Origin of the sequence: Streptomyces sp. NBC_01445 (genome assembly GCF_035918235.1) — a bacterium.
Classification (GTDB): domain Bacteria; phylum Actinomycetota; class Actinomycetes; order Streptomycetales; family Streptomycetaceae; genus Streptomyces.
On record NZ_CP109485.1, the window covers coordinates 7,260,797 to 7,286,596 of the forward strand.

General features: G+C 69.7%; 22 protein-coding genes. 18 read left to right on the forward strand and 4 right to left on the reverse strand.

The features are described from left to right. Positions 1-2: 2 nt before the first annotated feature. The 12 genes from OG574_RS33000 (at position 3) to OG574_RS33055 (ending at position 12,705) form a co-directional block, all read left to right on the forward strand. Positions 3-1,415 carry a UDP-N-acetylmuramoyl-tripeptide--D-alanyl-D-alanine ligase gene (locus OG574_RS33000; protein WP_326776172.1) on the forward strand — a complete coding sequence of 471 codons (1,413 nt, stop codon included), beginning with the start codon at positions 3-5 and terminating at the stop codon, positions 1,413-1,415. After that, positions 1,412-2,485: a phospho-N-acetylmuramoyl-pentapeptide-transferase gene (gene mraY / locus OG574_RS33005; RefSeq protein WP_100592220.1), complete on the forward strand. Its 1,074-nt coding sequence runs from the start codon at positions 1,412-1,414 to the stop codon at positions 2,483-2,485. Before OG574_RS33000 ends, mraY begins: the two co-directional genes overlap by 4 nt. Then, the gene (gene murD, locus OG574_RS33010; RefSeq protein ID WP_326776173.1) at positions 2,467-3,915 is read left to right on the forward strand and encodes a UDP-N-acetylmuramoyl-L-alanine--D-glutamate ligase; all 1,449 of its coding nucleotides are present in this window, start codon (positions 2,467-2,469) and stop codon (positions 3,913-3,915) included. The genes mraY and murD overlap by 19 nt, the downstream gene beginning before the upstream one ends. Before the next feature lie 86 nt (positions 3,916-4,001). Continuing rightward, on the forward strand, positions 4,002-5,315 hold the full coding sequence (gene ftsW / locus OG574_RS33015) for a putative lipid II flippase FtsW (protein ID WP_326776174.1): 1,314 nt from the start codon (positions 4,002-4,004) through the stop codon (positions 5,313-5,315). 6 nt (positions 5,316-5,321) lie between these two features. Beyond that, the gene (gene murG / locus OG574_RS33020) at positions 5,322-6,416 is read left to right on the forward strand and encodes an undecaprenyldiphospho-muramoylpentapeptide beta-N-acetylglucosaminyltransferase (RefSeq protein ID WP_100592223.1); all 1,095 of its coding nucleotides are present in this window, start codon (positions 5,322-5,324) and stop codon (positions 6,414-6,416) included. Between the two features lie 91 nt (positions 6,417-6,507). Further along, a complete protein-coding gene (locus tag OG574_RS33025; protein WP_326776175.1) occupies positions 6,508-7,350 on the forward strand; it encodes a cell division protein FtsQ/DivIB in 843 nt (280 codons plus the stop codon). Positions 7,351-7,635: 285 nt separating this feature from the next. After that, complete coding sequence (gene ftsZ, locus OG574_RS33030; protein ID WP_100592224.1) at positions 7,636-8,847, forward strand: cell division protein FtsZ; 1,212 nt, start codon at positions 7,636-7,638, stop codon at positions 8,845-8,847. 35 nt (positions 8,848-8,882) lie between these two features. Beyond that, positions 8,883-9,614: a peptidoglycan editing factor PgeF gene (pgeF, locus tag OG574_RS33035; RefSeq protein WP_326776176.1), complete on the forward strand. Its 732-nt coding sequence runs from the start codon at positions 8,883-8,885 to the stop codon at positions 9,612-9,614. A 6-nt stretch (positions 9,615-9,620) separates the two neighbouring features. Next, entirely contained in the window at positions 9,621-10,340 is a 720-nt protein-coding gene (locus OG574_RS33040; RefSeq protein WP_326776177.1) for a YggS family pyridoxal phosphate-dependent enzyme, read from the forward strand. Positions 10,341-10,467: 127 nt separating this feature from the next. Beyond that, positions 10,468-11,106, forward strand: coding sequence for a cell division protein SepF (locus OG574_RS33045; RefSeq protein ID WP_100592227.1), 639 nt, complete (start codon positions 10,468-10,470; stop codon positions 11,104-11,106). A gap of 74 nt (positions 11,107-11,180) precedes the next feature. Beyond that, a complete protein-coding gene (locus tag OG574_RS33050; RefSeq protein ID WP_033318070.1) occupies positions 11,181-11,465 on the forward strand; it encodes a YggT family protein in 285 nt (94 codons plus the stop codon). A 46-nt stretch (positions 11,466-11,511) separates the two neighbouring features. Continuing rightward, a complete protein-coding gene (locus OG574_RS33055; protein ID WP_326776178.1) occupies positions 11,512-12,705 on the forward strand; it encodes a DivIVA domain-containing protein in 1,194 nt (397 codons plus the stop codon). Positions 12,706-12,995: 290 nt separating this feature from the next. On the opposite strand, the gene ileS is transcribed toward OG574_RS33055, so the two are convergent. Next, on the reverse strand, positions 12,996-16,124 hold the full coding sequence (gene ileS / locus OG574_RS33060) for an isoleucine--tRNA ligase (protein ID WP_326776179.1): 3,129 nt from the start codon (positions 16,122-16,124) through the stop codon (positions 12,996-12,998). A gap of 384 nt (positions 16,125-16,508) precedes the next feature. Continuing rightward, positions 16,509-16,700, reverse strand: coding sequence for a DUF1059 domain-containing protein (locus OG574_RS33065; RefSeq protein ID WP_100592229.1), 192 nt, complete (start codon positions 16,698-16,700; stop codon positions 16,509-16,511). Positions 16,701-17,044: 344 nt separating this feature from the next. Between OG574_RS33065 and OG574_RS33070 the strand changes: the two genes are divergently transcribed. The 6 genes from OG574_RS33070 to OG574_RS33095 all read left to right on the forward strand — a co-directional run bounded on the left by OG574_RS33070 (position 17,045) and on the right by OG574_RS33095 (position 22,706). Then, the gene (locus OG574_RS33070; RefSeq protein WP_326776180.1) at positions 17,045-18,001 is read left to right on the forward strand and encodes a TraR/DksA family transcriptional regulator; all 957 of its coding nucleotides are present in this window, start codon (positions 17,045-17,047) and stop codon (positions 17,999-18,001) included. A gap of 102 nt (positions 18,002-18,103) precedes the next feature. Continuing rightward, positions 18,104-18,685, forward strand: coding sequence for a signal peptidase II (gene lspA, locus OG574_RS33075; protein WP_100592231.1), 582 nt, complete (start codon positions 18,104-18,106; stop codon positions 18,683-18,685). 62 nt (positions 18,686-18,747) lie between these two features. After that, complete coding sequence (locus OG574_RS33080; RefSeq protein WP_100592232.1) at positions 18,748-19,689, forward strand: RluA family pseudouridine synthase; 942 nt, start codon at positions 18,748-18,750, stop codon at positions 19,687-19,689. Beyond that, positions 19,686-20,192 carry a GNAT family N-acetyltransferase gene (locus OG574_RS33085; protein ID WP_326776181.1) on the forward strand — a complete coding sequence of 169 codons (507 nt, stop codon included), beginning with the start codon at positions 19,686-19,688 and terminating at the stop codon, positions 20,190-20,192. Before OG574_RS33080 ends, OG574_RS33085 begins: the two co-directional genes overlap by 4 nt. Positions 20,193-20,497: 305 nt before the next feature. Next, complete coding sequence (locus OG574_RS33090) at positions 20,498-22,084, forward strand: Na+/H+ antiporter (RefSeq protein ID WP_326776182.1); 1,587 nt, start codon at positions 20,498-20,500, stop codon at positions 22,082-22,084. Positions 22,085-22,136: 52 nt separating this feature from the next. Beyond that, a complete protein-coding gene (locus tag OG574_RS33095) occupies positions 22,137-22,706 on the forward strand; it encodes a dienelactone hydrolase family protein (RefSeq protein WP_100592591.1) in 570 nt (189 codons plus the stop codon). A 4-nt stretch (positions 22,707-22,710) separates the two neighbouring features. Here the strand turns inward: OG574_RS33095 and OG574_RS33100 are convergent, their stop codons facing one another. Together OG574_RS33100 and OG574_RS33105 are read right to left on the reverse strand one after the other, a co-directional pair. Then, a complete protein-coding gene (locus tag OG574_RS33100) occupies positions 22,711-23,709 on the reverse strand; it encodes a zinc metalloprotease (RefSeq protein WP_326776183.1) in 999 nt (332 codons plus the stop codon). Between the two features lie 318 nt (positions 23,710-24,027). Further along, positions 24,028-25,707: an alkaline phosphatase D family protein gene (locus OG574_RS33105; protein WP_326778711.1), complete on the reverse strand. Its 1,680-nt coding sequence runs from the start codon at positions 25,705-25,707 to the stop codon at positions 24,028-24,030. Between the last annotated feature and the right edge of the window lie 93 nt (positions 25,708-25,800).

Below are 25,800 nucleotides of genomic sequence, written 5' to 3' on the forward strand. Positions count from 1 at the left end.
TTGTGATCGCCCTCTCCCTCGCCGAGATCGCCACAGTCGTCGGCGGGCAGACGTACGACATACCGGATCCGTCCGTCCAGGTCACCGGACCGGTCGTCAGGGACTCCCGTGAAGTGGAGCCCGGCAGCCTCTTCGTCGCCTTCGTCGGCGAGCGCGTCGACGGCCACGACTACGCGGCCGCCGTGGTGGACGCCGGAGCGGCCGCCGTGCTCGCCTCGCGCCCGGTCGGGGTGCCCGCCATCGTTGTCGACGACGTGCAGGCCGCCCTCGGCGCGCTGGCGCGCACCGTCGTCGAACGGCTCGGCGCCACCCTCGTCGCGCTCACCGGTTCCGCCGGCAAGACCAGCACCAAGGACCTGATCGCCCAGGTCCTGCGCCGCAAGGCGCCCACGGTCTTCACGCCGGGCTCGTTCAACAACGAGATCGGCCTGCCGCTGACGGCGCTGAGCGCCACCGACGACACCCGCTACCTCGTCCTGGAGATGGGCGCGCGCGGCAAGGGCCACATCCGGTACCTCACCGGTCTGACCCCGCCGAGGGTCGGCGTCGTCCTCAACGTCGGCACCGCGCACATCGGCGAGTTCGGCGGCCGCGAGCAGATCGCCGAGGCCAAGGGCGAGCTCGTCGAGAGCCTGCCGGCCGACGGCACTGCGATCCTCAACGCCGACGACCCGCTGGTCCGCGCGATGGCCTCCCGCACGAAGGCGAAGGTGCTGCTCTTCGGAGAGGGTGCCGACGCCGACGTACGCGCCGAGAATGTCCGGCTCACGGAGAACGGACAGCCTTCCTTCAGCCTTCGCACACCCTCCGGGTGCAGCGACGTGACCTTGCGCCTGTACGGTGAGCACCACGTGTCGAACGCGCTCGCCGCGGCCGCCGTCGCCCATGACCTTGGCATGTCCGTGGAGGAGATCGCCCTCGCGCTCTCCGAGGCGGGCACACTGTCCCGCTGGCGTATGGAGGTCACCGAGCGCCCGGACGGCGTGACGGTCGTCAACGACGCCTACAACGCGAACCCCGAGTCCATGCGAGCCGCTCTGCGAGCGCTCGCAGCGATGGGCAGAGGGCGCCGTACATGGGCGGTGCTCGGTCATATGGCCGAGCTCGGGGACGAGGCGCTGGCCGAGCACGACGCGGTCGGACGGCTTGCCGTCCGGCTCAACGTCAGCAAGCTCGTGGCAGTCGGGGGCAGGGAAGCGTCCTGGCTGCAACTGGGCGCCTATAACGAGGGTTCGTGGGGTGAGGAGTCGGTGCACGTGTCCGACGCACAGGCGGCTGTCGACCTATTGCGCAGCGAGCTGCGCCCGGGTGACGTCGTGCTCGTGAAGGCCTCGAGGTCGGTGGGCCTGGAGAGCGTCGCGCAGGCGCTGCTCGCCGTCGACGGCGACAACGTGGGCGAGGTTGCTGCCCGATGATGAAGCAGATCCTCTTCGCGGGTGTGATCGGGCTCTTCCTGACCCTGATCGGGACGCCCCTGCTGATCAAGCTCCTTGCGCGCAAGGGCTATGGCCAGTACATCCGTGACGACGGCCCGCGCGAGCACCATGCCAAGCGCGGTACGCCGACGATGGGTGGTATCGCCTTCATCCTGGCGACGTTCATCGCGTACTTCATGAGCAAGATCATCACCGGCGCCGCGCCGACCCTGTCGGGCCTGCTGGTGCTCGGTCTGATGGGCGGCATGGGCCTGGTCGGCTTCCTCGACGACTACATCAAGATCGTCAAGCGCCGCTCGCTCGGCCTGCGGGCCAAGGCGAAGATGGCCGGACAGCTGACCGTCGGCATCGCCTTCGCGGTGCTCTCGCTCCAGTTCGCCGACAACCGCGGCAACACCCCGGCCTCCACGAAGCTCTCCTTCGTGCAGGACTTCGGCTGGACGATCGGCCCGGTCCTGTTCGTGGTCTGGGCGCTGTTCATGATCCTCGCGATGTCGAACGGCGTGAACCTCACGGACGGCCTCGACGGCCTCGCCACCGGCGCCTCCGTGATGGTCTTCGGCGCGTACACCTTCATCGGTGTCTGGCAGTTCCAGGAGTCCTGCGCCAACGCGCAGACCCTCACCAACCCCGCCGCCTGTTTCGAGGTCAGAGACCCACTGGACCTGGCGGTCGTCGCATCCGCCCTGATGGGCGCCTGCTTCGGCTTCCTGTGGTGGAACACCTCGCCCGCGAAGATCTTCATGGGTGACACCGGCTCCCTCGCGCTCGGCGGCGCCCTCGCGGGTCTGGCCATCTGCTCCCGCACGGAGTTCCTGCTCGCCCTGCTCGGCGGCCTGTTCGTCCTGATCACCATGTCCGTGGTCATCCAGGTCGGCTCCTTCCGGCTCACCGGCAAGCGCGTCTTCCGCATGGCGCCACTGCAACACCACTTCGAACTCAAGGGCTGGTCCGAAGTCCTTGTGGTGGTCCGCTTCTGGATCATCCAGGGCATGTGCGTGATCGTCGGACTCGGCCTCTTCTACGCGGGATGGGCAGCCGACAAGTGACCACTGGGTCCGACTGGCAGAACAAGCGAGTCACCGTCGCCGGTCTCGGCGTGAGCGGCATCAGCGCCGCCCGCGCCCTGGCCGGCCTCGGCGCGTCGGTCACGGTCGTGGACGGCGGCGACAGCGAGGCGCACCGCGCCAAGGCGGCCGAGCTCGCGCAGCTCGGCGTCGCGGCCCGGCTCGGGGACGCCGAGACGCTCCCCGAAGGCACCGAACTCGTCGTCACGTCACCGGGCTGGAAGCCCTCGTCCCCGCTCTTCGCGGCGGCGGCGCAGGCCGGCGTGGACGTCGTCGGGGACGTGGAGATCGCCTGGCGCCTGCGCGGCCCCGGCGCCGCTCCCTGGCTCGCCATCACGGGCACCAACGGCAAGACCACCACGACGCAGATGCTCGCGTCGATCCTGGAAGCGGCGGGCCTGCGCACGGCCGCCGTCGGCAACATCGGCACGCCGATCATCGACGTCGTACTCGAAGGCGACGACGCGTACGACGTGTTCGCCGTCGAGCTCTCCTCGTACCAGCTGCACTGGGCGCCCTCGCTGCGCGCCCACTCCGGGGCGGTCCTCAACCTCGCGCCCGACCACCTCGACTGGCACGGCTCCATGGAGGCGTACGCCGCCGACAAGGGTCGTATCTACGAGGGCAATCAGGTCGCCTGCGTCTACAACGTCGATGCCACCGACAAGCCGTCGACCGAGGACCTGGTCCGAGAGGCCGACGTCGAGGAGGGCTGTCGCGCGATCGGCTTCACCCTCGGCACGCCAGGCCCCTCCCAACTCGGCGTCGTGGACGGCATCCTGGTCGACCGGGCCTTTGTCGACAACCGGCACAAGAACGCCCAGGAGCTCGCCGAGGTCGCGGACGTGGACCCGCCCGCCCCGCACAACATCGCGAACGCCCTCGCGGCGGCCGCCCTCGCACGCGCCTTCGGGGTGGAGCCCGCCGCCGTACGCGACGGACTGCGCGCCTTCACGCCGGACGCGCACCGCATCGCGCACGTCGCCGACGTCGACTCAGTCGCCTATATCGACGACTCCAAGGCGACCAACACCCATGCCGCGGAAGCCTCTTTGGCCGCGTACGAGTCGATCGTGTGGATCGCGGGCGGGCTCGCCAAGGGCGCGACCTTCGACGAGCTCGTCACCAGGTCGGCCGAGCGGCTGCGCGGGGTCGTCCTGTTCGGCCAGGACCGCGCGCTGATCCGGGAAGCCCTCGCGCGACACGCCCCTCACGTCCCGGTGGTCGACCTCGACCGGACCGACACTGGGGCGATGTCGCAGGCGGTCCGGGAGGCCGCGCGGCTCGCCCGGCCGGGGGACACCGTGCTGATGGCCCCGGCCTGTGCGTCGATGGACATGTTCACCAACTACAACAAGCGTGGCGACGCGTTCGCGGAAGCGGTCCGCGAACTCGGCTCCACGAGCGTCTGACGGGGCCTTCGGGTGCCCGGTGACGCCGGGCACCCTCGGGAGGGGATCGTGGCAGCGTCATCGTCGTACAGCGGTGGGGTGAGCTGATGCCCGGCAGCAGTGCGCGGGCGGCCCGGCGGTCCCCGGCGGCGCGACCCCCGAAGAAACCGGCCAGGCAGGCCCGCGTCAGCCCCGTAAGGCGCCTCTACACCCGGGCCCGCCGCGCCTGGGACCGCCCTCTCACCGCGTACTACCTGATCCTCGGCTCCAGCCTCCTGATCACCGTGCTCGGCCTGGTGATGGTCTACTCGGCCTCGATGATCACGGCCCTGCAGAACGGGCTGCCCAGCTCGTACTACTTCCGCAAGCAGTTCCTCGCGGCGGTGATCGGCGGGGCACTGCTGTTCGCCGCCATGCGGATGCCGGTGAAGCTGCACCGCGCGCTGGCCTACCCGCTGCTCACCGTCAGCGTCTTCCTGATGGTCCTCGTGCAGGTGCCGGGGATAGGAGTCTCCATCGGGGGCAACCAGAACTGGATCTCGCTGGGCGGCCCCTTCATGCTCCAGCCCAGCGAGTTCGGGAAGCTGGCCCTCGTCCTGTGGGGCGCGGACCTCATGGCGCGCAAGCACGACAAGCGGCTGCTCAGCCAGTGGAAACACATGCTGGTGCCGCTCGTTCCCGTGGCCTTCCTGCTGCTCGGGCTGATCATGCTCGGCGGCGACATGGGCACGGCGATCCTGCTCACCGCCATCCTCTTCGGACTGCTCTGGCTGGCCGGGGCGCCCACCCGTCTGTTCGTCGGTGTGCTCTCCGTCGCGGCCGCCATCGGCGTCTTCCTCATCAGGACCAGCCCGAACCGCATGGCACGCCTGTCCTGCCTCGGCTCCACGGACGCGGGCCCCGACGACATCTGCTGGCAGGGGCTGCACGGCATCTACGCCCTCGCTTCGGGCGGATTCTTCGGATCCGGGCTCGGTGCGAGTGTGGAAAAATGGGGCCAACTCCCCGAAGCGCACACCGACTTCATCTTCGCCATCACCGGTGAGGAACTGGGCCTTGCGGGGACGCTGTCGGTGCTCGCCCTGTACGCGGCTCTAGGCTATGCGGGTATCCGCGTGGCCGGACGCACGGAGGACCCCTTCGTGAGGTACGCCGCGGGTGGCGTGACCACCTGGATCACGGCTCAGGCCGTGGTCAACCTCGGTGCGGTGCTCGGTCTCCTGCCGATCGCCGGTGTCCCGCTCCCGCTGTTCTCGTACGGGGGGTCAGCGTTGCTGCCGACCATGTTCGCCGTAGGACTTCTGATCGCGTTCGCGCGGCAGGAACCCGCGGCGCGGGCGGCCCTGGCCATGCGGCAGCCTCGGATGAGATGGAACACGATGCGACGGCGCGCCACGGCGCGTACGTCCGGAGAGCGGTGAATTTCGGTGCATGTCGTACTCGCCGGCGGGGGGACCGCCGGCCACATCGAGCCCGCGCTCGCCCTCGCGGACGCCCTGCGCAGGCAGGACCCGACCGTGGGCATCACGGCCCTCGGTACGGAGAAGGGGCTCGAGACGCGGCTCGTACCCGAGCGCGGATACGAACTCGCGCTGATCCCCGCCGTACCGCTGCCGCGCAAGCCAACCCCTGAACTGATCACCGTCCCGGGCCGGCTGCGCGGCACGATCAAGGCGGCCGAGCAGATCCTGGAGCGCACCAAGGCGGACTGCGTCGTCGGCTTCGGCGGCTACGTCGCCCTGCCCGGCTACCTCGCGGCCAAGCGCCTCGGTGTGCCGATCGTCGTGCACGAGGCCAACGCACGCCCCGGCCTCGCCAACAAGATCGGTTCCCGCTACGCCGCGGGCGTCGCGGTCTCGACGCCCGACAGCAAGCTGCGCGGCGCCCGCTACATCGGCATCCCGCTGCGCCGCACGATCGCCACGCTCGACCGGGCGCGCGTACGGCCCGAGGCGCGCGCCGCCTTCGGCCTCGACCCGAACCTGCCGACGCTTCTCGTCTCCGGCGGCTCCCAGGGCGCCCGCCGCCTCAACGAGGTCGTCCAGCGGGTCGCTCCGCTGCTCCAGCAGTCCGGCATCCAGATCCTGCACGTCGTCGGTCCGAAGAACGAACTGCCACACGTCCAGCAGATGCCGGGGATGCCCCCGTACATCCCGGTACCGTACGTGGACCGGATGGACCTCGCGTACGCCGCGGCCGACATGATGCTCTGCCGCGCGGGCGCGATGACCGTCGCCGAACTCTCCGCCGTCGGGCTCCCCGCCGCCTACGTCCCGCTGCCCATCGGCAACGGCGAACAGCGGCTCAACGCCCAGCCGGTGGTCAAGGCCGGCGGCGGACTGCTGGTCGACGACGCGGAACTGACGCCCGAGTGGATCATGGGCAACGTCCTGCCCGTGCTCGGCGACCCGCACCGGCTGTACGAGATGTCCCGCGCCGCCTCCGAGTTCGGCCGCCGGGACGCCGACGAGCTGCTCGTCGGCATGGTGCGCGAGGCGATCGCCTCGCGCCACCGCCAATAACACACCGGCGAGTGAGCCGAAGGGGCGCGCCGGGCTCTCGCCACCGGTCGAGGCGCCCCGGAGGTGAACCGAGCCAGGAACGGGAGTGCGCGTGGCCGGACCGACGACCGCAGACCGCGGCGAGCGGCACAAGCCGAAGTCCGGCCCGCCCCGGCCCCCTCGGGGCCGCCTGCGCCTGCGGCGCCCGCGCCTCCTGATCGTGACGGGGGTCGCGCTCCTCCTGCTCGGCGCCGGCACCGTCTGGCTCCTGTACGGCTCTCAGTGGCTGAGGGTGGAGCGCGTGACGACCTCGGGGACCGGAGTCCTGACGCCCGCTCAAGTGCGCGCGGCCGCGGCCGTTCCGGTCGGCGCCCCGCTGATTTCCGTCGATACGGGCGTCATTGAGGACCGTCTTCGCCGGAAATTGCCCCGGATCGACTCGGTTGAGGTCACGCGTTCCTGGCCGCACGGAATCGGATTGAAGGTGACCGAGCGCAAGCCGGTTCTGATTGCCGAAAACGGTAAAAACGCCAGTAAGGGCGAAAATCGCGAAGGGGGCACCAACGCGGGCAAGTTCGTCGAAATTGACGCCAAGGGTGTCCGTTTCGCGACCGTGCAGAAGGCCCCCCGGGGCGTTCCCCGACTGGAATTGACGCCGGATCAGTCAGGTGCCGCGGCAAGCCTTCGGCGCTTCGGGCCGGACCGTCTGGTGCGTGAGGCGGTCCGCGTCGCGGGTGATCTGCCCCCGGCCGTGGCCCGTGACACCCGTGCGGTCAGGGTCCGTTCGTACGACGATGTGTCCCTGGAGCTGAGCGGCGGCCGCACCGTCGCATGGGGAAGTGGTGAGAAGGGCGACACCAAGGCGACCACGCTCACCGCCCTCATGAAAGCGGCCCCGAAGGCGCGGCACTTCGACGTAAGTGTCCCCACCGCCCCTGCGTCATCGGGTAGTTGACGCACATCAGCGCAGGCCAGCACCCTGGTTGGGCACTGCTACGGCTGATCACATAGGGTGAAAAGAAAAACGGGAGGTTCGGCGTGTTCGTTGAACGTGCGCCACTTGTCGACTTAGTGTCCTGTTCGGAAGAGTCCAGGGAACAGACACACTGGTAACCCTAAACTTCAGCGTTAGGGTTCGGGTCGGCAGACAAGCAGTCCGGGCCGCCCCATTTCGGCATCAGTCGTCGCAACGTACCAATGCGAGGCGGCGACACGTAACTCGAGGCGAGAGGCCTTCGACGTGGCAGCACCGCAGAACTACCTCGCAGTCATCAAAGTCATCGGTGTCGGCGGCGGTGGTGTCAATGCCATCAACCGGATGATCGAGGTCGGTCTCAAGGGCGTCGAGTTCATCGCCATCAACACCGACGCGCAAGCTCTGTTGATGAGCGACGCGGACGTCAAGCTCGACGTCGGCCGTGAACTCACCCGCGGACTCGGCGCCGGAGCCAATCCGGCCGTCGGACGCAAGGCGGCCGAGGATCACCGCGAGGAGATCGAGGAGGTCCTCAAGGGGGCCGACATGGTCTTCGTCACCGCCGGCGAAGGCGGTGGCACCGGCACTGGCGGCGCACCTGTCGTCGCCAACATCGCCCGCTCGCTGGGCGCCCTGACGATCGGTGTGGTCACCCGGCCGTTCACCTTCGAGGGCCGGCGCCGGGCGAACCAGGCGGAGGACGGCATCGCCGAGCTCCGCGAAGAGGTCGACACCCTCATCGTCATCCCCAACGACCGGCTCCTGTCCATCTCGGACCGGCAGGTCTCCGTCCTCGACGCCTTCAAGTCGGCCGACCAGGTCCTGCTGTCCGGTGTCCAGGGCATCACCGACCTGATCACCACGCCCGGCCTGATCAACCTCGACTTCGCCGACGTCAAGTCGGTCATGTCCGAGGCCGGTTCGGCACTCATGGGCATCGGCTCCGCCCGCGGCGACGACCGCGCGGTGGCCGCCGCGGAGATGGCGATCTCCTCGCCGCTCCTCGAAGCGTCCATCGACGGCGCCCGCGGCGTGCTGCTCTCCATCTCCGGCGGCTCCGACCTCGGTCTCTTCGAGATCAACGAGGCGGCGCAGCTGGTCAGTGAGGCCGCACACCCCGAGGCCAACATCATCTTCGGTGCCGTCATCGACGACGCCCTGGGCGACGAGGTGCGGGTCACGGTCATCGCGGCCGGCTTCGACGGCGGACAGCCGCCGTCCAAGCGGGACAACGTGATCGGCGGCGCGTCCGCCAAGCGCGAGGAGCCGGCGCCGCGAGCCACCGAGGCCCGCCCGTCCTTCGGCAGCCTCGGCAGCGTCACCCCGCGCGACGAACCGAAGGCTCCGGAGCCCGTCGAGGCCGCCCCGGCGAACGAGATGCCGTCCGCCCCGGTCGTCTCGCCGCAGGTTCCGCCGGCCCGTCCCTACCAGGACAGCCAGGCCGAAGAGCTGGACGTGCCGGACTTCCTGAAGTGACCGGCACAAGTGACCTGCAGAAGTGACCTCCTGAAGTGATAGGACAGCGCGACCACGCGAGCGGCGCCCACTTCGCCTTCACCGATCGGTGGGGCGGGGTGAGCGCCGCTCCGTACGAGGAGCTCAACCTCGGCGGCGCGGTCGGCGACGACCCGGCCGCCGTCCACGCCAACCGCAAGAGGGCGGCACAGTCGCTCGGCTTCGACCCGGCGCACGTGGTCTGGATGAACCAGGTGCACGGCCCGGACGTCGCGGTGGTCGACGGACCCTGGGGTACGGCGGCCGACATCCCGTCCGTCGACGCGATCGTCACCGCACGGCGCGGACTCGCTCTCGCCGTGCTCACCGCGGACTGCACCCCGGTCCTGCTCGCCGACCCCGTCGCGGGAATCGCCGCCGCCGCCCACGCCGGACGCCCCGGCATGGTCGCCGGAGTCGTCCCCGCGGCGGTAGCGGCAATGGTGGAACTCGGCGCCGAACCCGCCCGCATCGTGGCCCGCACCGGCCCCGCCGTCTGCGGGAAGTGCTACGAAGTCCCGGACGGGATGCGCGCCGAGGTGGCCGCCGTGGAACCCGCGGCGTTCGCCGAAACCAGCTGGGGAACTCCTGCCGTCGATGTGACCGCCGGAGTGCATGCCCAGCTGGAGCGGCTCGGGGTGCGTGACCGGCAGCTGTCGCCGGTGTGCACCCTGGAGTCGCACGACCACTTCTCGTACCGCCGCGACCGCACCACCGGTCGGCTCGCAGGCTATGTCTGGCTGGACTGATGGGACATGACGGACCGTAAGGCTCAACTCGCAGCAAATCTGGCACAGGTGGAGGAACGCATCGCTTCGGCGTGCGTCGCCGCAGGCCGTAAGCGCGAGGAAGTGACCCTGATCGTGGTCACCAAGACGTACCCCGCGAGCGATGTGCGGATCTTGTCGGAACTCGGTGTGCGCGATGTCGCCGAGAACCGCGACCAGGACGCGGCGCCCAAGGCGGCGGAATGCGCGGACCTGCCGCTCCGGTGGCACTTCGTCGGTCAGCTGCAGACCAACAAGGTTCGCTCCGTGGTCGGTTATGCCGACGTCGTGCAGTCGGTCGACCGCCCGAAGCTCGTCACGTCGCTGTCGACGGCGGCCGTGCGCGCGGAGCGTGAACTCGGCTGCCTGATCCAGGTCGCGCTCGACGCCGGGGAGAACGGGCGGGGCGAGCGTGGTGGCGTGGGGCCGGGCGGAATCGGGGAGTTGGCGGCACTTGTGGCGGACGCTCCCGGTTTGCGCCTCGACGGTCTGATGACGGTCGCACCGCTCACCGGCCCGTACGCGGACCGCCAACAGGCCGCGTTCGAGCGGCTGATGGATTTGTCGACTGACCTGCGCCGGGCTCATCCGGCTGCGAACATGGTGTCAGCAGGGATGAGTGCGGACCTCGAACAGGCCGTGGCGGCCGGAGCGACACATGTGCGCGTCGGTACGGCGGTACTCGGAGTCCGACCCAGGCTCGGGTAACGTCGCCAAGAAGTCGGACCACAGCAGAAAATATGGTCATTCTCGCTGATGGGCGGGGAGATCGCGTGGATCGCAGGCACTTCGGTTGACGTCAGCCGATCCACCACAGAGCGGAGGACTCAGAGCAATGGCCGGCGCGATGCGCAAGATGGCGGTCTACCTCGGCCTCGTGGAGGACGATGGGTACGACGGCCGGGGCTTCGACCCCGACGACGACTTCGAGCCCGAGCTGGACCCCGAACCTGAGCGGGACCGCAGGCGGCACGAACCCTCGCATCAGTCGCACAACACTCATCAGCCACACCAGTCCCAACGGGACGAATCGGTACGAGTGGTGCCGCCCCCCGCCCAGCGCGAACCGGTCCCGCTGCCCGCGGAATCCGGACGTCCGGCGCGAATCGCCCCCGTGGCATCCATCACACCTGAACGCCAGAGCCTGGAGAAGAACGCACCGGTGATCATGCCCAAGGTTGTGTCCGAGCGGGAGCCCTACCGCATCACGACGCTGCACCCCCGGACGTACAACGAGGCCCGTACCATCGGGGAACACTTCCGTGAGGGCACTCCCGTGATCATGAATCTGACGGAGATGGACGACACCGACGCGAAGCGACTTGTCGACTTTGCCGCCGGTCTTGTCTTCGGTCTGCACGGCAGCATTGAGCGGGTGACGCAGAAGGTGTTCCTGTTGTCGCCTGCTAACGTCGATGTCACGGCAGAGGACAAGGCCCGCATCGCAGAGGGCGGGTTCTTCAATCAGAGCTGAGACGCAGCACCGGTGAAGTGCCGGTGCAGTACTGGCAACGAGGCACGAGACACAGGGGAGAGGGAACCGCGGACATGAGCGTGGTTTTGGATGTTGTCTACATCGCGCTGATGTGTTTCCTCATCGTGCTGATCTTCCGGCTGGTCATGGACTACGTCTTCCAGTTTGCCCGCTCGTGGCAACCCGGCAAGGCGATGGTGGTCGTTCTTGAGGCCACCTACACTGTCACTGATCCACCGCTCAAGCTTCTGCGGCGGTTCATTCCGCCGCTGCGTCTCGGGGGCGTGGCGCTCGACCTGTCCTTCTTCGTACTGATGATCATCGTCTACATCCTGATCTCCGTCGTGAGCCGGCTGTGAACGATACGGTCTTGCCGAATGCCGACGACTACGTTGAGGTGAAGAGATGCCGTTGACCCCCGAGGACGTGCGGAACAAGCAGTTCACGACCGTCCGCCTCCGAGAAGGCTATGACGAGGACGAGGTCGATGCCTTCCTCGACGAGGTCGAAGGCGAACTGACTCGCCTTCTCCGAGAGAACGAGGACCTGCGCGCGAAGCTCGCCGCAGCCACCCGCGCCGCTGCGCAGAACCAGCAGCAGGGCGGCATGCGCAAGCCTCCGGAACCGCAGGACCAGCGCGGTCCCGGTGCGCCGGTGCCCGCCGCAATATCGGGTCCGCAGCCGGTGCAGCCGCAGCAGCAGATGGGTGGCCCCATGGGCGGCCCGCCCCAGCTGCCCAGCGGTGCGCCGCAGCTGCCCGCAGGCCCCGGTGGACACGGACCGCAGGGTCCCGGTCAGCAGGGTCCCGGCCCGATGGGCCAGGGTCCGATGGGCCAGGGTCCGATGGGCCAGGGTCACCCCGGTCAGGGTCACCCCGGCCAGAACCAGCTCGGTCAGGGCCAGATGGGCCAGGGCCAGCTGCAGCAGCAGATGGGCGGCCCGATGGGCGGTCCCATGGGCGGTCACGGTCCGCAGATGCCGCAGCCCGGTCAGGGCCCCGGTGGCGACAGCGCCGCCCGTGTCCTCTCCCTTGCGCAGCAGACCGCCGACCAGGCGATCGCGGAGGCCCGTTCCGAGGCCAACAAGATCGTCGGCGAGGCCCGCAGCCGCGCCGAGGGTCTCGAGCGTGACGCCCGTGCCAAGGCCGACGCCCTGGAGCGGGACGCGCAGGAGAAGCACCGCGTCGCGATGGGCTCCCTGGAGTCCGCCCGCGCCACGCTGGAGCGCAAGGTCGAGGACCTGCGTGGCTTCGAGCGCGAGTACCGCACGCGTCTGAAGTCCTACCTCGAGTCGCAGCTGCGTCAGCTGGAGACCCAGGCCGACGACTCGCTGGCTCCCCCGCGGACGCCGGCAACCGCGTCGCTGCCGCCGTCGCCCGCGCCTTCCATGGCGTCGGCCGGTGCGGGTGCCCCGTCCTACGGCGGGAACCAGACCATGGGCGGCAACCAGCCTCCGGCCGGTCCGTCCTACGGTGGCCAGCAGCAGATGTCGCCGGCGATGACCCAGCCGATGGCGCCGGTGCGGCCGCAGGGTCCCGCGCCGATGCAGCAGGCTCCGTCGCCGATGCGCGGTTTCCTCATCGACGAGGACGACAACTGACGGGCGTGACCACGCCTTAGGCGTCGGCAGCGTTCAAGGGCCGGGCCCCCGGATTTCCGGGGGCCCGGCCCTTTGCCGTGGTCAGGGTGCGGAAGTCGCTGTGGGCCAGAGACAGATACCGCCGTGGGCCAGGTGCGGGCACCGCTGTGAGTCACGTGCGGACACCGCTGTGGCCAGGCGCGGATGCTGCCTCGGGTGCGGTGCAGAAACGTTCATCTGTGCGTGAGTACGAAACGCCGAAGGCCCGGTCCCGCCAAACTCTTTGGCGGGACCGGGCCTTCGGTCGTGGGTTACGCCTTGCGCAGGCGGAACGTGAGGGCGAGCGGCTCGTCCGTGAACGTCTCGCCGTAGGTGTCGTCGGCCTCGCCCTGGGCGAAGTCCGTGGCGAGCACCTCGTCCGCGATCAGCGTGGCGTGCTCGGACAGGGCCGAGACGACCGCGGGCTCCGTGGACGTCCACCGCAGGGCGATCCGGTCCGCGACGTCCAGGCCGCTGTTCTTACGGGCCTCCTGGATCAGGCGGATCGCGTCACGGGCCAGGCCCGCCTGACGCAGCTCCTCCGTGATCTCCAGGTCGAGCGCCACCGTCGCGCCGGAGTCCGAGGCGACGGACCAGCCCTCGCGCGGGGTCTCCGTGATGATGACCTCGTCGGGGGCCAGCGTGATCGTCTCGCCGTCGACCTCGACCGACGCCGTGCCTTCGCGCAGGCCGAGCGAGAGCGCGGCGGCGTCCGCTTCTGCGACCGCCTTCGCGACCGCCTGGACGCCCTTGCCGAACCGCTTGCCCAGGGCGCGGAAGTTCGCCTTGGCGGTCGTGTCGACCAGGGAGCCGCCGACCTCGGAGAGCGACGCCAGCGAGGAGACGTTGAGTTCCTCGGTGATCTGGGCGTGCAGCTCCGGGTTGAGCGTCTCGAAGCCCGCGGCCGCGACCAGCGCGCGGGACAGCGGCTGACGGGTCTTGACGCCCGACTCCGCGCGCGTGGCGCGGCCCAGCTCGACGAGGCGGCGGACGAGGACCATCTGCCGCGACAGGTCCGGGTCGATGGCGGAGAGGTCCGCCTCCGGCCAGGTGGACAGGTGGACCGACTCGGGGGCGTCCGGCGTGACCGGGACCACCAGGTCCTGCCAGACCCGCTCCGTGATGAACGGCGTCAGCGGCGCCATCAGACGCGTGACCGTCTCGATGACCTCGTGCAGGGTGCGCAGGGCCCCCTTGTCGCCCTGCCAGAAGCGGCGGCGCGAGCGGCGCACGTACCAGTTCGACAGGTCGTCGACGAACGAGGAGAGCAGCTTGCCGGCGCGCTGGGTGTCGTACGCCTCCAGGGCCTGCGTCACCTGGTCGGTGAGCGCGTGCAGTTCGGAGAGCAGCCAGCGGTCGAGCAGGGTGCGGTCGGCGGGGGCCGGGTCGGCCTCGCTGGGGGACCAGTCCGACGTGCGGGCGTACAGGGCCTGGAAGGCGACCGTGTTCCAGTACGTCAGGAGGGTCTTGCGGACCACTTCCTGGATCGTGCCGTGGCCGACGCGGCGCGCGGCCCAGGGGGAGCCGCCGGCGGCCATGAACCAGCGCACGGCGTCAGCGCCGTGCTGGTCCATCAGCGGGATCGGCTGGAGGGTGTTCCCCAGGTGCTTCGACATCTTGCGGCCGTCCTCGGCGAGGATGTGGCCGAGGCACACGACGTTCTCGTAGGACGACTTGTCGAAGACGAGCGTGCCGACCGCCATGAGGGTGTAGAACCACCCGCGGGTCTGGTCGATGGCCTCCGAGATGAACTGCGCCGGGTACCGGCTCTCGAAGAGTTCCTTGTTCTTGTACGGGTAGCCCCACTGCGCGAACGGCATCGAACCCGAGTCGTACCAGGCGTCGATGACCTCGGGCACGCGCGTGGCCGTCTTCTCGCACTGGGGGCACGCGAAGGTGACCTCGTCGATGAAGGGGCGGTGCGGGTCGAGGTCCGCCAGGTCGGTGCCGGTCAGCTCGCCGAGCTCGGCCAGCGAGCCGACGCAGGTGAGGTGGTCGTCCTCGCAGCGCCACAGCGGGAGGGGGGTGCCCCAGTAGCGGCTGCGGGACAGCGCCCAGTCGATGTTGTTGTTCAGCCAGTCGCCGAAGCGGCCGTGCTTCACGTTCTCCGGGAACCAGTTGGTCTTCTCGTTCTCCTGGAGAAGACGGTCCTTGATCTCCGTGGTGCGGATGTACCAGGACGGCTGCGCGTAGTAGAGCAGCGCCGTGTGGCAGCGCCAGCAGTGCGGGTAGCTGTGCTCGTACGGGACGTGCAGGAAGAGCAGGCCGCGGTCCTTGAGGTCCTCGGTGAGCTTTTCGTCCGCCTTCTTGAAGAAGACACCGCCCACGAGCGGGACGTCCTCCTCGAAGGTGCCGTCGGGACGGACCGGGTTCACCACCGGCAGGCCGTACGACTTGCAGACCTTGAGGTCGTCCTCACCGAACGCGGGGGACTGGTGGACGAGACCGGTGCCGTCCTCGGTCGTGACGTAGTCGGCGTTGACCACGTAGTGGGCCTCGGCCGGGAACTCCACGAGCTCGAACGGGCGTTGGTACTTCCAGCGCTCCATCTCGGCGCCGGTGAAGGACTCGCCGGTCTTCTCCCAGCCCTCGCCGAGCGACTTCTCGACGAGGGGCTCGGCGACGACGACCTTCTCGTTGCCGTCCGTCGCGACGACGTAGGTGACGTCGGGGTGCGCGGCGACCGCCGTGTTCGAGACGAGCGTCCAGGGGGTCGTCGTCCAGACGAGGAGCGAGGCCTCGCCGGCCAGCGGACCGGAGGTGAGCGGGAAACGGACGTAGACGGAGGGGTCGACGACCGTCTCGTAGCCCTGTGCCAGCTCGTGGTCCGAGAGCCCGGTGCCGCAGCGGGGGCACCAGGGGGCGACGCGGTGGTCCTGGGTCAGCAGGCCCTTGTTGAAGATCTCCTTGAGCGACCACCACACGGACTCGATGTACGCGGGGTCCATCGTGCGGTACGCGTCGTCGAGGTCGACCCAGTAACCCATGCGGGTCGTCAGGTCGGTGAAGGCGTCGGTGTGCCGGGTCACGGACTCGCGGCACATGGCGTTGAACTCGGCGATGCCGAACGCCTCGATGTCCTTCTTGCCGTTGAAGCCGAGCTCCTGCTCGACCGCCAGCTCCACGGGCAGGCCGTGGCAGTCCCAGCCGGCCTTGCGGGCCACGTGATAACCGCGCATGGTGCGAAAGCGCGGGAAGACGTCCTTGAAGACGCGGGCCTCGATGTGGTGGGCGCCCGGCATGCCGTTGGCCGTGGGCGGGCCCTCGTAGAACACCCACTCGGGGCGTCCCTCGGACTGCTCCAAGCTCTTGGCAAAGATCTTCTGCTCGCGCCAGAAGTCGAGCACGGCGTGCTCGAGGGCGGGCAGGTCGACCTGGGCGGGCACCTGGCGGTACGTCATCGATCTTCCTCCGGCGGACACTGTTTCTTCCGTCTCCGTCGGAGGGACGAGAGCTTCGTCTGTGACGTACGCCGTGTGCGGCGTGCTCCCGCGGTACCACCCTCCTTGGCCCTCCGGGGCGCTGACTGCTCCGGTGAGCCCCCTCATTGGGGTCGCGATGCCGGCTCTACTCGCCCCGCGAGCGGGGCTTTCTTCCGGCGGCTCCGGGGTGATCTTCGCGTCGCGCTCGCCCCCGGGCTTCCACCGTCCCCGGGTCGCTCTTGGCTGCGTACGCCGCTACTCGGCCCCATCCACGCTTCTCGCTCCGCCCAGTGTACGGGGCGTGGGCGCACGCGGCCGACCGGTTTTGGGGCGGGCGCCGGCAGGGACCCGGGGCGGCCGGTGTCAGGCGTGCTGGGGGATCTCGTCCTTGAGGTTGCTGCGGATCATGTTCCGCAGCTCGGGGGTGTCGGTGTGACCGTGAACGGACACGGAGTGCTCGGCCGCGGCGCGGACCACCTCGTCCTCCTCACCCGTGATGGCGAGGGTGCAGTTCGTCTCGCTCGGCACGTCACGGCAGTCGACTACTTTGCGCATGATGATGCACCTTCTCTATTTATGCCTCAGTTTATTCCTCTGAGGTGTTGTCGTAGGGGCTCGTCAGGGCTCTTGCCGGGCTGGTCACGGCCTCGCGGGCTGACCCGAATGGCGACACGGGACCCGACGGATCGCGGGGCCGGGCGCCTCGGCGGATTACCCGGCGGGGAGCTGGGCACAACGCTTGCAAGTCTGCCGCGCGGGACGTGCGGGGCGGGCGCATCGGGCGGTGTGCCCCGTTGCCGCGGGTCAGAAGTCGATTTATCGTCCCAGCACGATTCGCGAGCAAGATCACAAAATGTGAAGGGGCCGCGGCCATGGTGGCGAAAAAGAGACCGGTGGGGGTGCCTGAGGCATCCGCCGGCGCGAAGGTCGCGGTCGAGGAGGCGGTGCCTGCGAAGGCGGCGGCCGACGCGGCCCCGGCCGTGAAGAAGCCGGCCGCCGGGAAGAAGAGCATCGCGACGAAGACGGCGGCCAAGAAGAGCGCGGGTACGAAGAGCGCCGCGGCCAAGAAGACGGCGAAGGCCGCGAAGGCGGCGGCCGAGACCGTGACCACGACTGCCGGTCCCACCAAGACCGCCAACAAGACCGCTCGGTCGGCAAAGGCCGCGAAATCCACGAAGACCACGCAGAGCGCGAAGACCGCGCAGGCCTCCGAGGAAGCGGAAAGCGTCGTCGCCGAGGAGGGCGCGGCCGGGAGAACGGGCGCCAGGAAGAGCGCGGTCAAGAAGGCCACTGGCCACAAGAGCGCGGAGAAGAAGGCGGTCGCGTCCGCGGCCGATGGCGCGGCGTCGGCCGCGGAGACGACGGGAGCCACGACTGTGGTTGCGAAGAAGACCCCCGGCACGGCCACGGCGAAGAAGCCCCGCGCGGTGCCGAATGCGCGGGTCGCGGCCGTGGAGCCGGGCGAGCTCGCGGTACGGCCGGGCGAGGACCCCTGGACCCCGGCCGAGGTCGCGGAGGCGCGGGCGGAGCTCCAGAGCGAGGCGCTGCGCCTGAACAGCGAGATCGAGTCGTCGGAGAAGGCCCTCGTCGGGCTCATGAGGGACTCCGGGGACGGCGCCGGCGACGACGAGGCGGACACCGGCACGAAGAACATCACGCGGGAGCACGAGCTGTCGCTGGCCGCGAACGCCAGGGAGATGCTCCAGCAGACCGAGCGCGCCCTGGAGCGGCTCGACGCGGGCACGTACGGGATCTGCGAGAACTGCGGGAACCCGATCGGCAAGGCGCGGATGCAGGCCTTCCCGCGGGCGACCCTGTGCGTCGAGTGCAAGCAGAAGCAGGAGCGCCGTTCCTGACCCGGCGGCGCGCTCCGTCATGGAGTCGCTCCTGGGCTGCTGAGGGCGTACGTGTGTGCCGTACTCTCGTCCTCAGTCAGGTACCTAGGTTGAGGGACTCACGTGGCAGAGGCGGAGCGCGTCATCGGTACTCCGGACACCCCGGATGCGGGGGCAGACGGGCCGGACAACGGCGGGGAGGCCCAGGAGCGGCCCAAGGGCAAGCGGAAGATCGCCGTGCTGTTCGCGGTGGCCGCCCTCGCGTACGCCCTCGACCTGGTCAGCAAGATGATCGTGGTCGCGAAGCTGGAGCACCACGAGCCGATCGAGCTCCTCGGTGACTGGCTGCGGCTCGAGGCGATCAGGAACGCGGGCGCCGCGTTCGGCATCGGCGAGGCCTTCACGATCATCTTCACCGTGATCGCCGCGGCCGTGATCGTCGTGATCGCCCGGCTCGCCCGCAAGCTCTACAGCCTGCCCTGGGCGATCGCGCTCGGGCTGCTCCTCGGCGGGGCGCTCGGCAATCTCACCGACCGGATCTTCCGTTCGCCCGGTGTCTTCGAAGGGGCCGTGGTCGACTTCATCGCGCCGAAGGACTTCGCCGTGTTCAACCTCGCCGACTCGGCGATCGTGTGCGGCGGCATCCTGATCGTGCTCCTGTCGTTCCGGGGCCTCGACCCGGACGGGACCGTCCACAAGGACTGAGCGACCAGGGGCTTTCCCCTCGCGCGGTCCGGAGCGTCGGCGGGCTCCTGCATACTCAATGGGTGAGCACGATTCCCGAGATCCGAACCCTGCCCGTGCCCGACGGCCTGGAGGGCGAGCGCGTAGACGCCGCCATCTCCCGCATGTTCGGCTTCTCCCGCACCAAGGCCGCCGAGCTCGCCGCGGCGGGGAAGGTCGCGGTCGACGGCTCGGTGGTCGGGAAGTCCGAGCGGGTGCACGGCGGTGCCTGGCTCGAGGTGGAGATGCCGCAGGCGCCCGCCCCGGTGCAGATCGTCGCCGAGCCCGTCGAGGGCATGGAGATCGTCCATGACGACGACGACATTGTCGTGATCATGAAGCCGGTCGGCGTCGCCGCGCACCCCAGCCCCGGCTGGACCGGGACGACCGTGATCGGCGGTCTCGCAGCCGCCGGGTACCGGATCTCCACGTCCGGCGCCGCCGAGCGCCAGGGCATCGTCCACCGGCTCGACGTCGGCACCTCCGGCCTCATGGTCGTCGCCAAGTCGGAGCGCGCGTACACGACGCTGAAGCGCCAGTTCAAGGAGCGCGTCGTCGACAAGCGCTACCACTCGCTGGTCCAGGGCCACCCGGACCCGATGAGCGGCACGATCGACGCCCCCATCGGGCGCCACCCGAACCACGACTACAAGTGGGCCGTGACGGCCGAGGGCAAGCCCTCCGTCACGCACTACGACCTCATCGAGGCGTTCCGCGCCGCCAGCCTCCTCGACATCAAGCTGGAGACGGGGCGCACGCACCAGATCCGTGTGCACATGTCGGCCCACCGGCACCCCTGCGTCGGCGACCTGACGTACGGCGCCGACCCGACGCTCGCCAAGCGGCTCGGCCTCACCCGCCAGTGGCTGCACGCCGTGCGGCTCGGCTTCGAGCACCCGGCCGACGGCGAGTGGGTCGAGTTCTCCAGCGAGTACCCCGAGGACCTGCAGACGGCCCTGGACCGCGTCCGGGCGGAGAGCTCGTGACCGTGCCGCAGCCCTCTTCCTCATACGTGGTGCGGGTCGCCGACGGTGAGGCCGACCGCAAGGCGTGCTTCGCCGTGCGCCAGGAGGTCTTCGTCGTCGAGCAGCGGGTTCCTCAGGAGCTCGAGTACGACGAGCACGACGCCGGTTCCGGCACGGTGCACGTGCTGGCGCTGCGCGCCGACGGTGAGCCGCTCGGCACGGGGCGGCTGCTGACCGGCGCTGCCGCAGTGGCGAAGAACGGCGGTGACGCCGGGGTCGGCGCGCTCGGCCGGCTCGCGGTGGCGAAGGCCGCGCGCGGGCTCGGCGTGGGCGCGGCCCTCGTGCGGGCCATCGAGGACGCGGCGGCGGAGCGTGGGCTCGTCGCCGTGGACCTGCACGCGCAGACACATGCGCTGGGGTTCTACGAGCGCCTCGGCTATGCGGTGTACGGGCCGGAGTTTCCCGACGCGGGGATTCCGCACCGGGCGATGCGGAAGGCGCTGGGGCAGCCGGACGCCCCCTAAGGTCGGTCGTCGCATTCCGCCTGCCTGGCGGCGTCCGGCGCGCACTCCCCCAAGCGCTCGGCTTCGCTGGAGCAGGGGAGACCCCTATCGAGGACTCTTGGGCGCCTTGCGATCGCACGCACCGGACGCTGTCAGGCCCGCCTTCAGGGCGGACGACGGGAAGGTGACGACCGGCCCTGGGGCCGCGCGGCCTGGTCTCAACGGCACCGACTCGCGCCACAAATCACCATAGAGCGACGTGCGTGGCACGCTGGGGACTTGATCGTCCGATGGCTTGACCGCCGCTACTCGCCGGGGTGCGCACCGTGGATCAGTTGGCCCTGCTGTTCGTGCTGTTGCTCGGGGCCGTGCTGAGCGTGCCGCTCGGAGACCGGCTCGGGCTGCCCGCGCCCGTGCTGATGACGCTGCTCGGCATCGGCCTGGCGCTCCTCCCGGTCGTGCCGAACGTCGAGGTCCCGCCCGACCTGATCCTCCCGATCCTGCTGCCGCCCCTGCTCTATGCGGCCGTGAAGCGCACGTCATGGCGCCAGTTCGCCGCGAACAAGAGACCGATCTTCCTGCTCGCCGTCGCCCTGGTCTTCGTCACCACGGCGGCCGTCGCGTTCGTCGCCAACGCCATCGTGCCGGGCCTGCCGATCGCCGCGGCCGTCGCGCTCGGCGCCCTCGTCGCACCGCCCGACCCCGTCGCCGCCACCGCGGTGGCCGGCCAACTCGGCCTGCCCCGCCGCCTGGTGTCGACCCTGGAGGGCGAGGGCCTGTTCAACGACGTGACCGCGATCGTGCTCTACCACGTGGCCATCGCCGCCGTCGTGAGCGGCAGTTTCTCGTGGCCGGAGGCCGTCGTCTCGCTGCTCCTGTCCGCCGTCGTGGCGCTTGCCGTCGGGCTCGTGATCGGCTGGGCCGCGAACAAGCTGATGGACTTCCTCGACGACTCCACGCTCCAGATCGGCCTGACGCTCCTGATGCCGTACGCCTCGTACGTGCTGGCCGAGGAGCTGCACGGCTCCGGGGTGCTCGCCGTACTCGTCACGGCGCTCTTCCTCGCCGAGTACGCGTTCGACGCGGACGACGTCATGACCCGGCTGACCGGCCGCGCCTTCTGGGACATCGTCGACACACTCGTCACCGGCGTCGCCTTCGGCCTCATCGGCCTCGAACTGCACAACGCGATCAGGACCGCGTCCGGCCGCTGGGGCGAGATGCTCGGCTGGGCCGGCACCGTCGTGGCGGTCGTCATCTTCGTACGCCTGCTGTGGCTCCTTCCGGCTACCTGGCTGACGCGGCGTCTGCATGCGCGGCGGGATCTCGACGAGGACATCCCCATCTCCTGGCGCGAGACCGTGATCATGTGGTGGGCCGGAATGCGCGGGGTCGCCTCCGTCGCGCTGGCCCTCGCCATCCCGTTCACGATGGACGACAAGTCACCGTTCCCCGACCGCGACGAGATCGTCTTCATCGCGTTCGGCGTCATCATGGGCACCCTTGTGCTCCAGGGGCTGAGCCTGCCCTGGCTGGTGAAGAAGCTGGGGGTCAAGGCGGACGCCGAGAAGGAGAAGGAGTTCGAGCAGCAGCTCGCGCTCCGCGCGGCAAGGGCCGCCAAGCGTCGCCTCAAGGAGATCGAGGAGGTCGAGGAGCTGCCCGACGACCTCTCCGACCAGATGGCCCGCCGGGCCTACGACATCGGGCTGCGCATCGACCCCGAACTGGGCAGCGAGGAACGCAAGGAGGCCCAGGCCAAGCGCTTCTCAAGGATCAAGCGCGTGCGCCGCATCCAGAACGAGATGCTCTCCGCCGCCCGCCACGAGGTGCTCGCGGCGCGCAGCGAGCCGGGCGCCGACCCCGAGATCGTGGACCGCGTGCTGCGCCACCTCGACGTGCGCAGCCTGCGCTGAGGAGCGCGGCCGCTGACGGTGACGGGCGCCCCCGGATGGCACCATGGGCCCCATGAACATCATGCTTTTCCACTCGACGTACGGCCTGCGTCCCGCCGTCCGTGACGCGGCCGACCGGCTGCGGGCCGCCGGACACGAGGTGTGGACCCCGGACCTCTTCGAGGGCCGCACCTTCGACACCGTCGAGGAGGGCATGGCCTTCAACGAGGAGATCGGCAAGGACGAGCTGCTCAAGCGCGCCATCCTCGCTGCCGCTCCGTACTCCGAGCGCGGGCTCGTCTACGCCGGCTTCTCCCTCGGCGCCTCGATCGCGCAGACCCTGGCCCTCGGTGACGACAAGGCGCGCGGCCTGCTGCTCCTGCACGGCACCTCGGACATCGCCGAGAACGCCTCCGTCGACGAGTTGCCCGTACAGCTGCACGTCGCCGAGCCCGACCCGTTCGAGACGGACGACTGGCTGAGCGCCTGGTACCTCCAGATGGGCCGGACGGGCGCCGACGTGGAGGTCTACCGGTACGCGGGCGCCGGCCACCTCTACACCGACCCCGAACTGCCGGACTACGACGCGGAGGCGGCCGAGGCCACCTGGCGGGTGGCGCTCGGCTTCCTCGATTCGCTCTAGGCGACTAGCCCGCGCGGTACGCCGTCCAGCTGTCCTTCATCCGCTGCACCTGGCCCGCGGTGAACTGGTACATGCAGGAGTCGTACGTGTAGTCCATGAAGTTGTGGATCGGGTCGACGCCCGTCTTGTTGGTGCAGGTGTCGCGCCCGGTCGGGCACTCGAACGCGGCGCTCTTCTCGGCCGGGGTGTCGGAGACGTAGTCGCCGTTGCCGTTACAGCCGCCCTGGAACGTGTGGTACAGCCCCATCCAGTGGCCGATCTCGTGGGTTCCGGTGTCGCCCTGGTTGTAGTTGGTGGCCGAGCCGCCGGGCAGGGAGGTGTCGAGGACGACCACGCCGTCGTCGGACGGGTTCGACTTGTACGAGGACGGGAAGGTCGCCCAGCCGAGGAGGTCCTGGCCGAGGTTGGCCGTGTAGAAGTTGAGCGCGCCCGCGCCGCCCTTGCGCAGGGTCGACTTCATGGACTTCTCGGCGGCGGAGCCGGGCGTGATGCCGTTGTACCAGGCCGCGTTGTCCGTGTAGTCGGTGCCGGCCAGCGTGAACGTGAAGCCCGAGTCGTTGTTGCCGGTTCCCTGGCCGCTGTAGGCCGCGTTCAGGACGTCGATCTGCTTGGTGATGTCGGTCGACGTGAGCTTGCCGGTCGTGCCGTCGTGGATGACGTGGACGTAGACCGGGATGGTGGTCGACGCGGCGGCGAGGCCTCTGGAGAGCGTTCCGTCGGCACGCATCTTGTCGAGTCTGCGCTGCATGTCCGCGTCCATGGACTTGGCCTTGGCCGCGCTGACCTCGTTCGGCTCCTGCGCGTGGCCGGCGCCGGTGGGCTTCTTCTCGCGTGCCACGGCGTTGCCGCTGTCGGCGCACTTCTCCGCCGAGGCCGACGCCTTGGCGGTCGCGGCGCTGCCCGACGGGGCGGACAGCGGGGCGACGGCCAGGGTTCCGGCCACCAGCGCGGTGCCGATCAGCCGGCGGCGCATCAGCGGAGATATTCGGGCAAGCGTGGTCATGCGGACTCCTCGCGGACGGGTGGGGGGAGGAACTTCCTCGCCGCCGCGGGGAGATTACGTGGCCATGTCATTCCTTGAAGAGCGAAGTTCTGGCCCAATCAATTGCCGTGCTTCCTCCGGCAATTCAGGGCATTGGGAAGAAATTTTCGTGTGACGTCCGGAGTTTGAGATCCGTACGTAACGGGAGCGGTTACCGCGACGGGTGGTGTGTCCGCATTCGATCCGCGGACAGCACCACCCGCCGTAGCGGTGTGATCTGTTCTTAACGCGCCGATGAGTGGCCGGAATTGGCCCCTCGTCCGCCACCCGAGGTTCGGGTCAGCGCACCGGCGCGTTCACCCGCTCGACCTTCTGCGTGCCGTTGAGGGTGCGGTAGGAGCGGGCCCAGGAGGTCGTCGCGGCCGGATCCTTGCGGTCGGAGACGACGTAGTAGTCCATCTGCGAGCGCTCGGCGGTGACATCGAGGACGCCGTAGCCGTGCGCGTCCATGTCCAGCCACTTCACATGGCGGTTGGCCGCCTTGATGGCCCCCTCCGCCACCGTCGAGATGGTGTTCGGAGCCACGTGCAGGATGTCGTCGAGGTTGTCGGAGGTCACCGAGGTGACGACGAACTCGGTGGCCGCGGAGGGGGAGAGCGGATACGTGCCGGCGGTCACCGGCACGTCGTTCGCCCACGCCATGTGGATGTCGCCGGTGAGGAAGACCGTGTTGCGGATCGCCTTGTCCCGCAGGTGCCCGATCAGCTCCTTGCGGTCGTGCGTGTAGCCGTCCCACTGGTCGACGTTGATCGCGAGGCCGCCCGTCGGCAGGCCGAGCAACTCGGCGAGCGGCTCCAGCAGATGGGCCGGCAGTGAGCCGAAGGCGACCGGCGAGATCATCACCGAGGTGCCGACCAGCTTCCACGAGGCGTCCGACGCGGCCAGGCCCGCCTTCAGCCAGTCGAGCTGGGCGCGGCCGGTGATCGAGCGCTCGGGGGAGTCCACGTCGCCGTTGCCGACGGTCGACTGCTGCGAGCGGAACGAGCGCAGGTCGAGCAGGTGCAGATCGGCCAGCTTGCCGAACCGCAGGCGGCGGTAGACCGTGCCTGCGGTGGACGGGCGTACCGGCATCCACTCGAAGTAGGCCTGCTTGGCGGCGTGCTGGCGCGCCGCCCAGTCGCCCTCGGTGTCCGGCGTGTGGTTCTCGGCGCCGCCCGACCAGGCGTCGTTGGCGAACTCGTGGTCGTCCCAGATGGCGATCAGCGGGTGGGCGGCGTGCACGGCCATCACGTCGGCGTCGGTCTTGTGCAGGCCGTGGCGCACGCGGTAGTCGGCGAGCGTGAGGATCTCGTGCCGCGGCTCGTGCTGCCGTACGACGTACTTGGCCTCGGGGTACTCGCCGCTCTTGTACTCGTAGATGTAGTCGCCGAGATGGAGGACCGCGTCCAGGTCGGTGCGGGCGGCGAGATGGCGGTATGCGGAGAAGTAGCCGGCCTCCCAGTTGGCGCACGAGACCACGCCGAACCGGACGCCCGCGGCCTGCGCGTCGAGCGCGGGCGCAGTGCGCGTACGGCCCACGGGGGACACGGCGCCCTGGGTGCCCTCTACAGAGAAGCGGAAGTAATAGACGCTCGCCGGGAGCAGGCCCCTTACATCAGCCTTGACGGTGTGGTCGGCGGACGCCCGGGCGGTGGTGGTGCCGTGGGCGACGACCTGGCGGAAGTCCTTGTCCTGCGCGACCTCCCAGCGGACGTCCGTGGCGGGGCCCTTTCCGGAGCCGGGCACGGCGTCGGGGGTGGGCGTCACGCGCGTCCACAGGAGGACGCCGTCGGGCAGCGGGTCGCCCGACGCGACGCCGTGCAGGAAGGCGGGCCCGTCGGCCGCGTGCGCGGCGGGCGCGGTGGCAAGCGGGGCGAGGGCGGCGGCGCCTGCCGTGGCGGCGGCGGCCTTCACGACCGAACGGCGGCGCGGGGCAAGGGCGTTGGCCGTTCCGGCAGCGGCGGCGAGAGGGCTGTCTATGTTGAGTCGACTGGTCACAGGCGATCACATTACTGACCGGTAAGAGCAAAGTGTGGGCGAACTCCGAAGAGTTCGCCCACACTTCGACGGCGC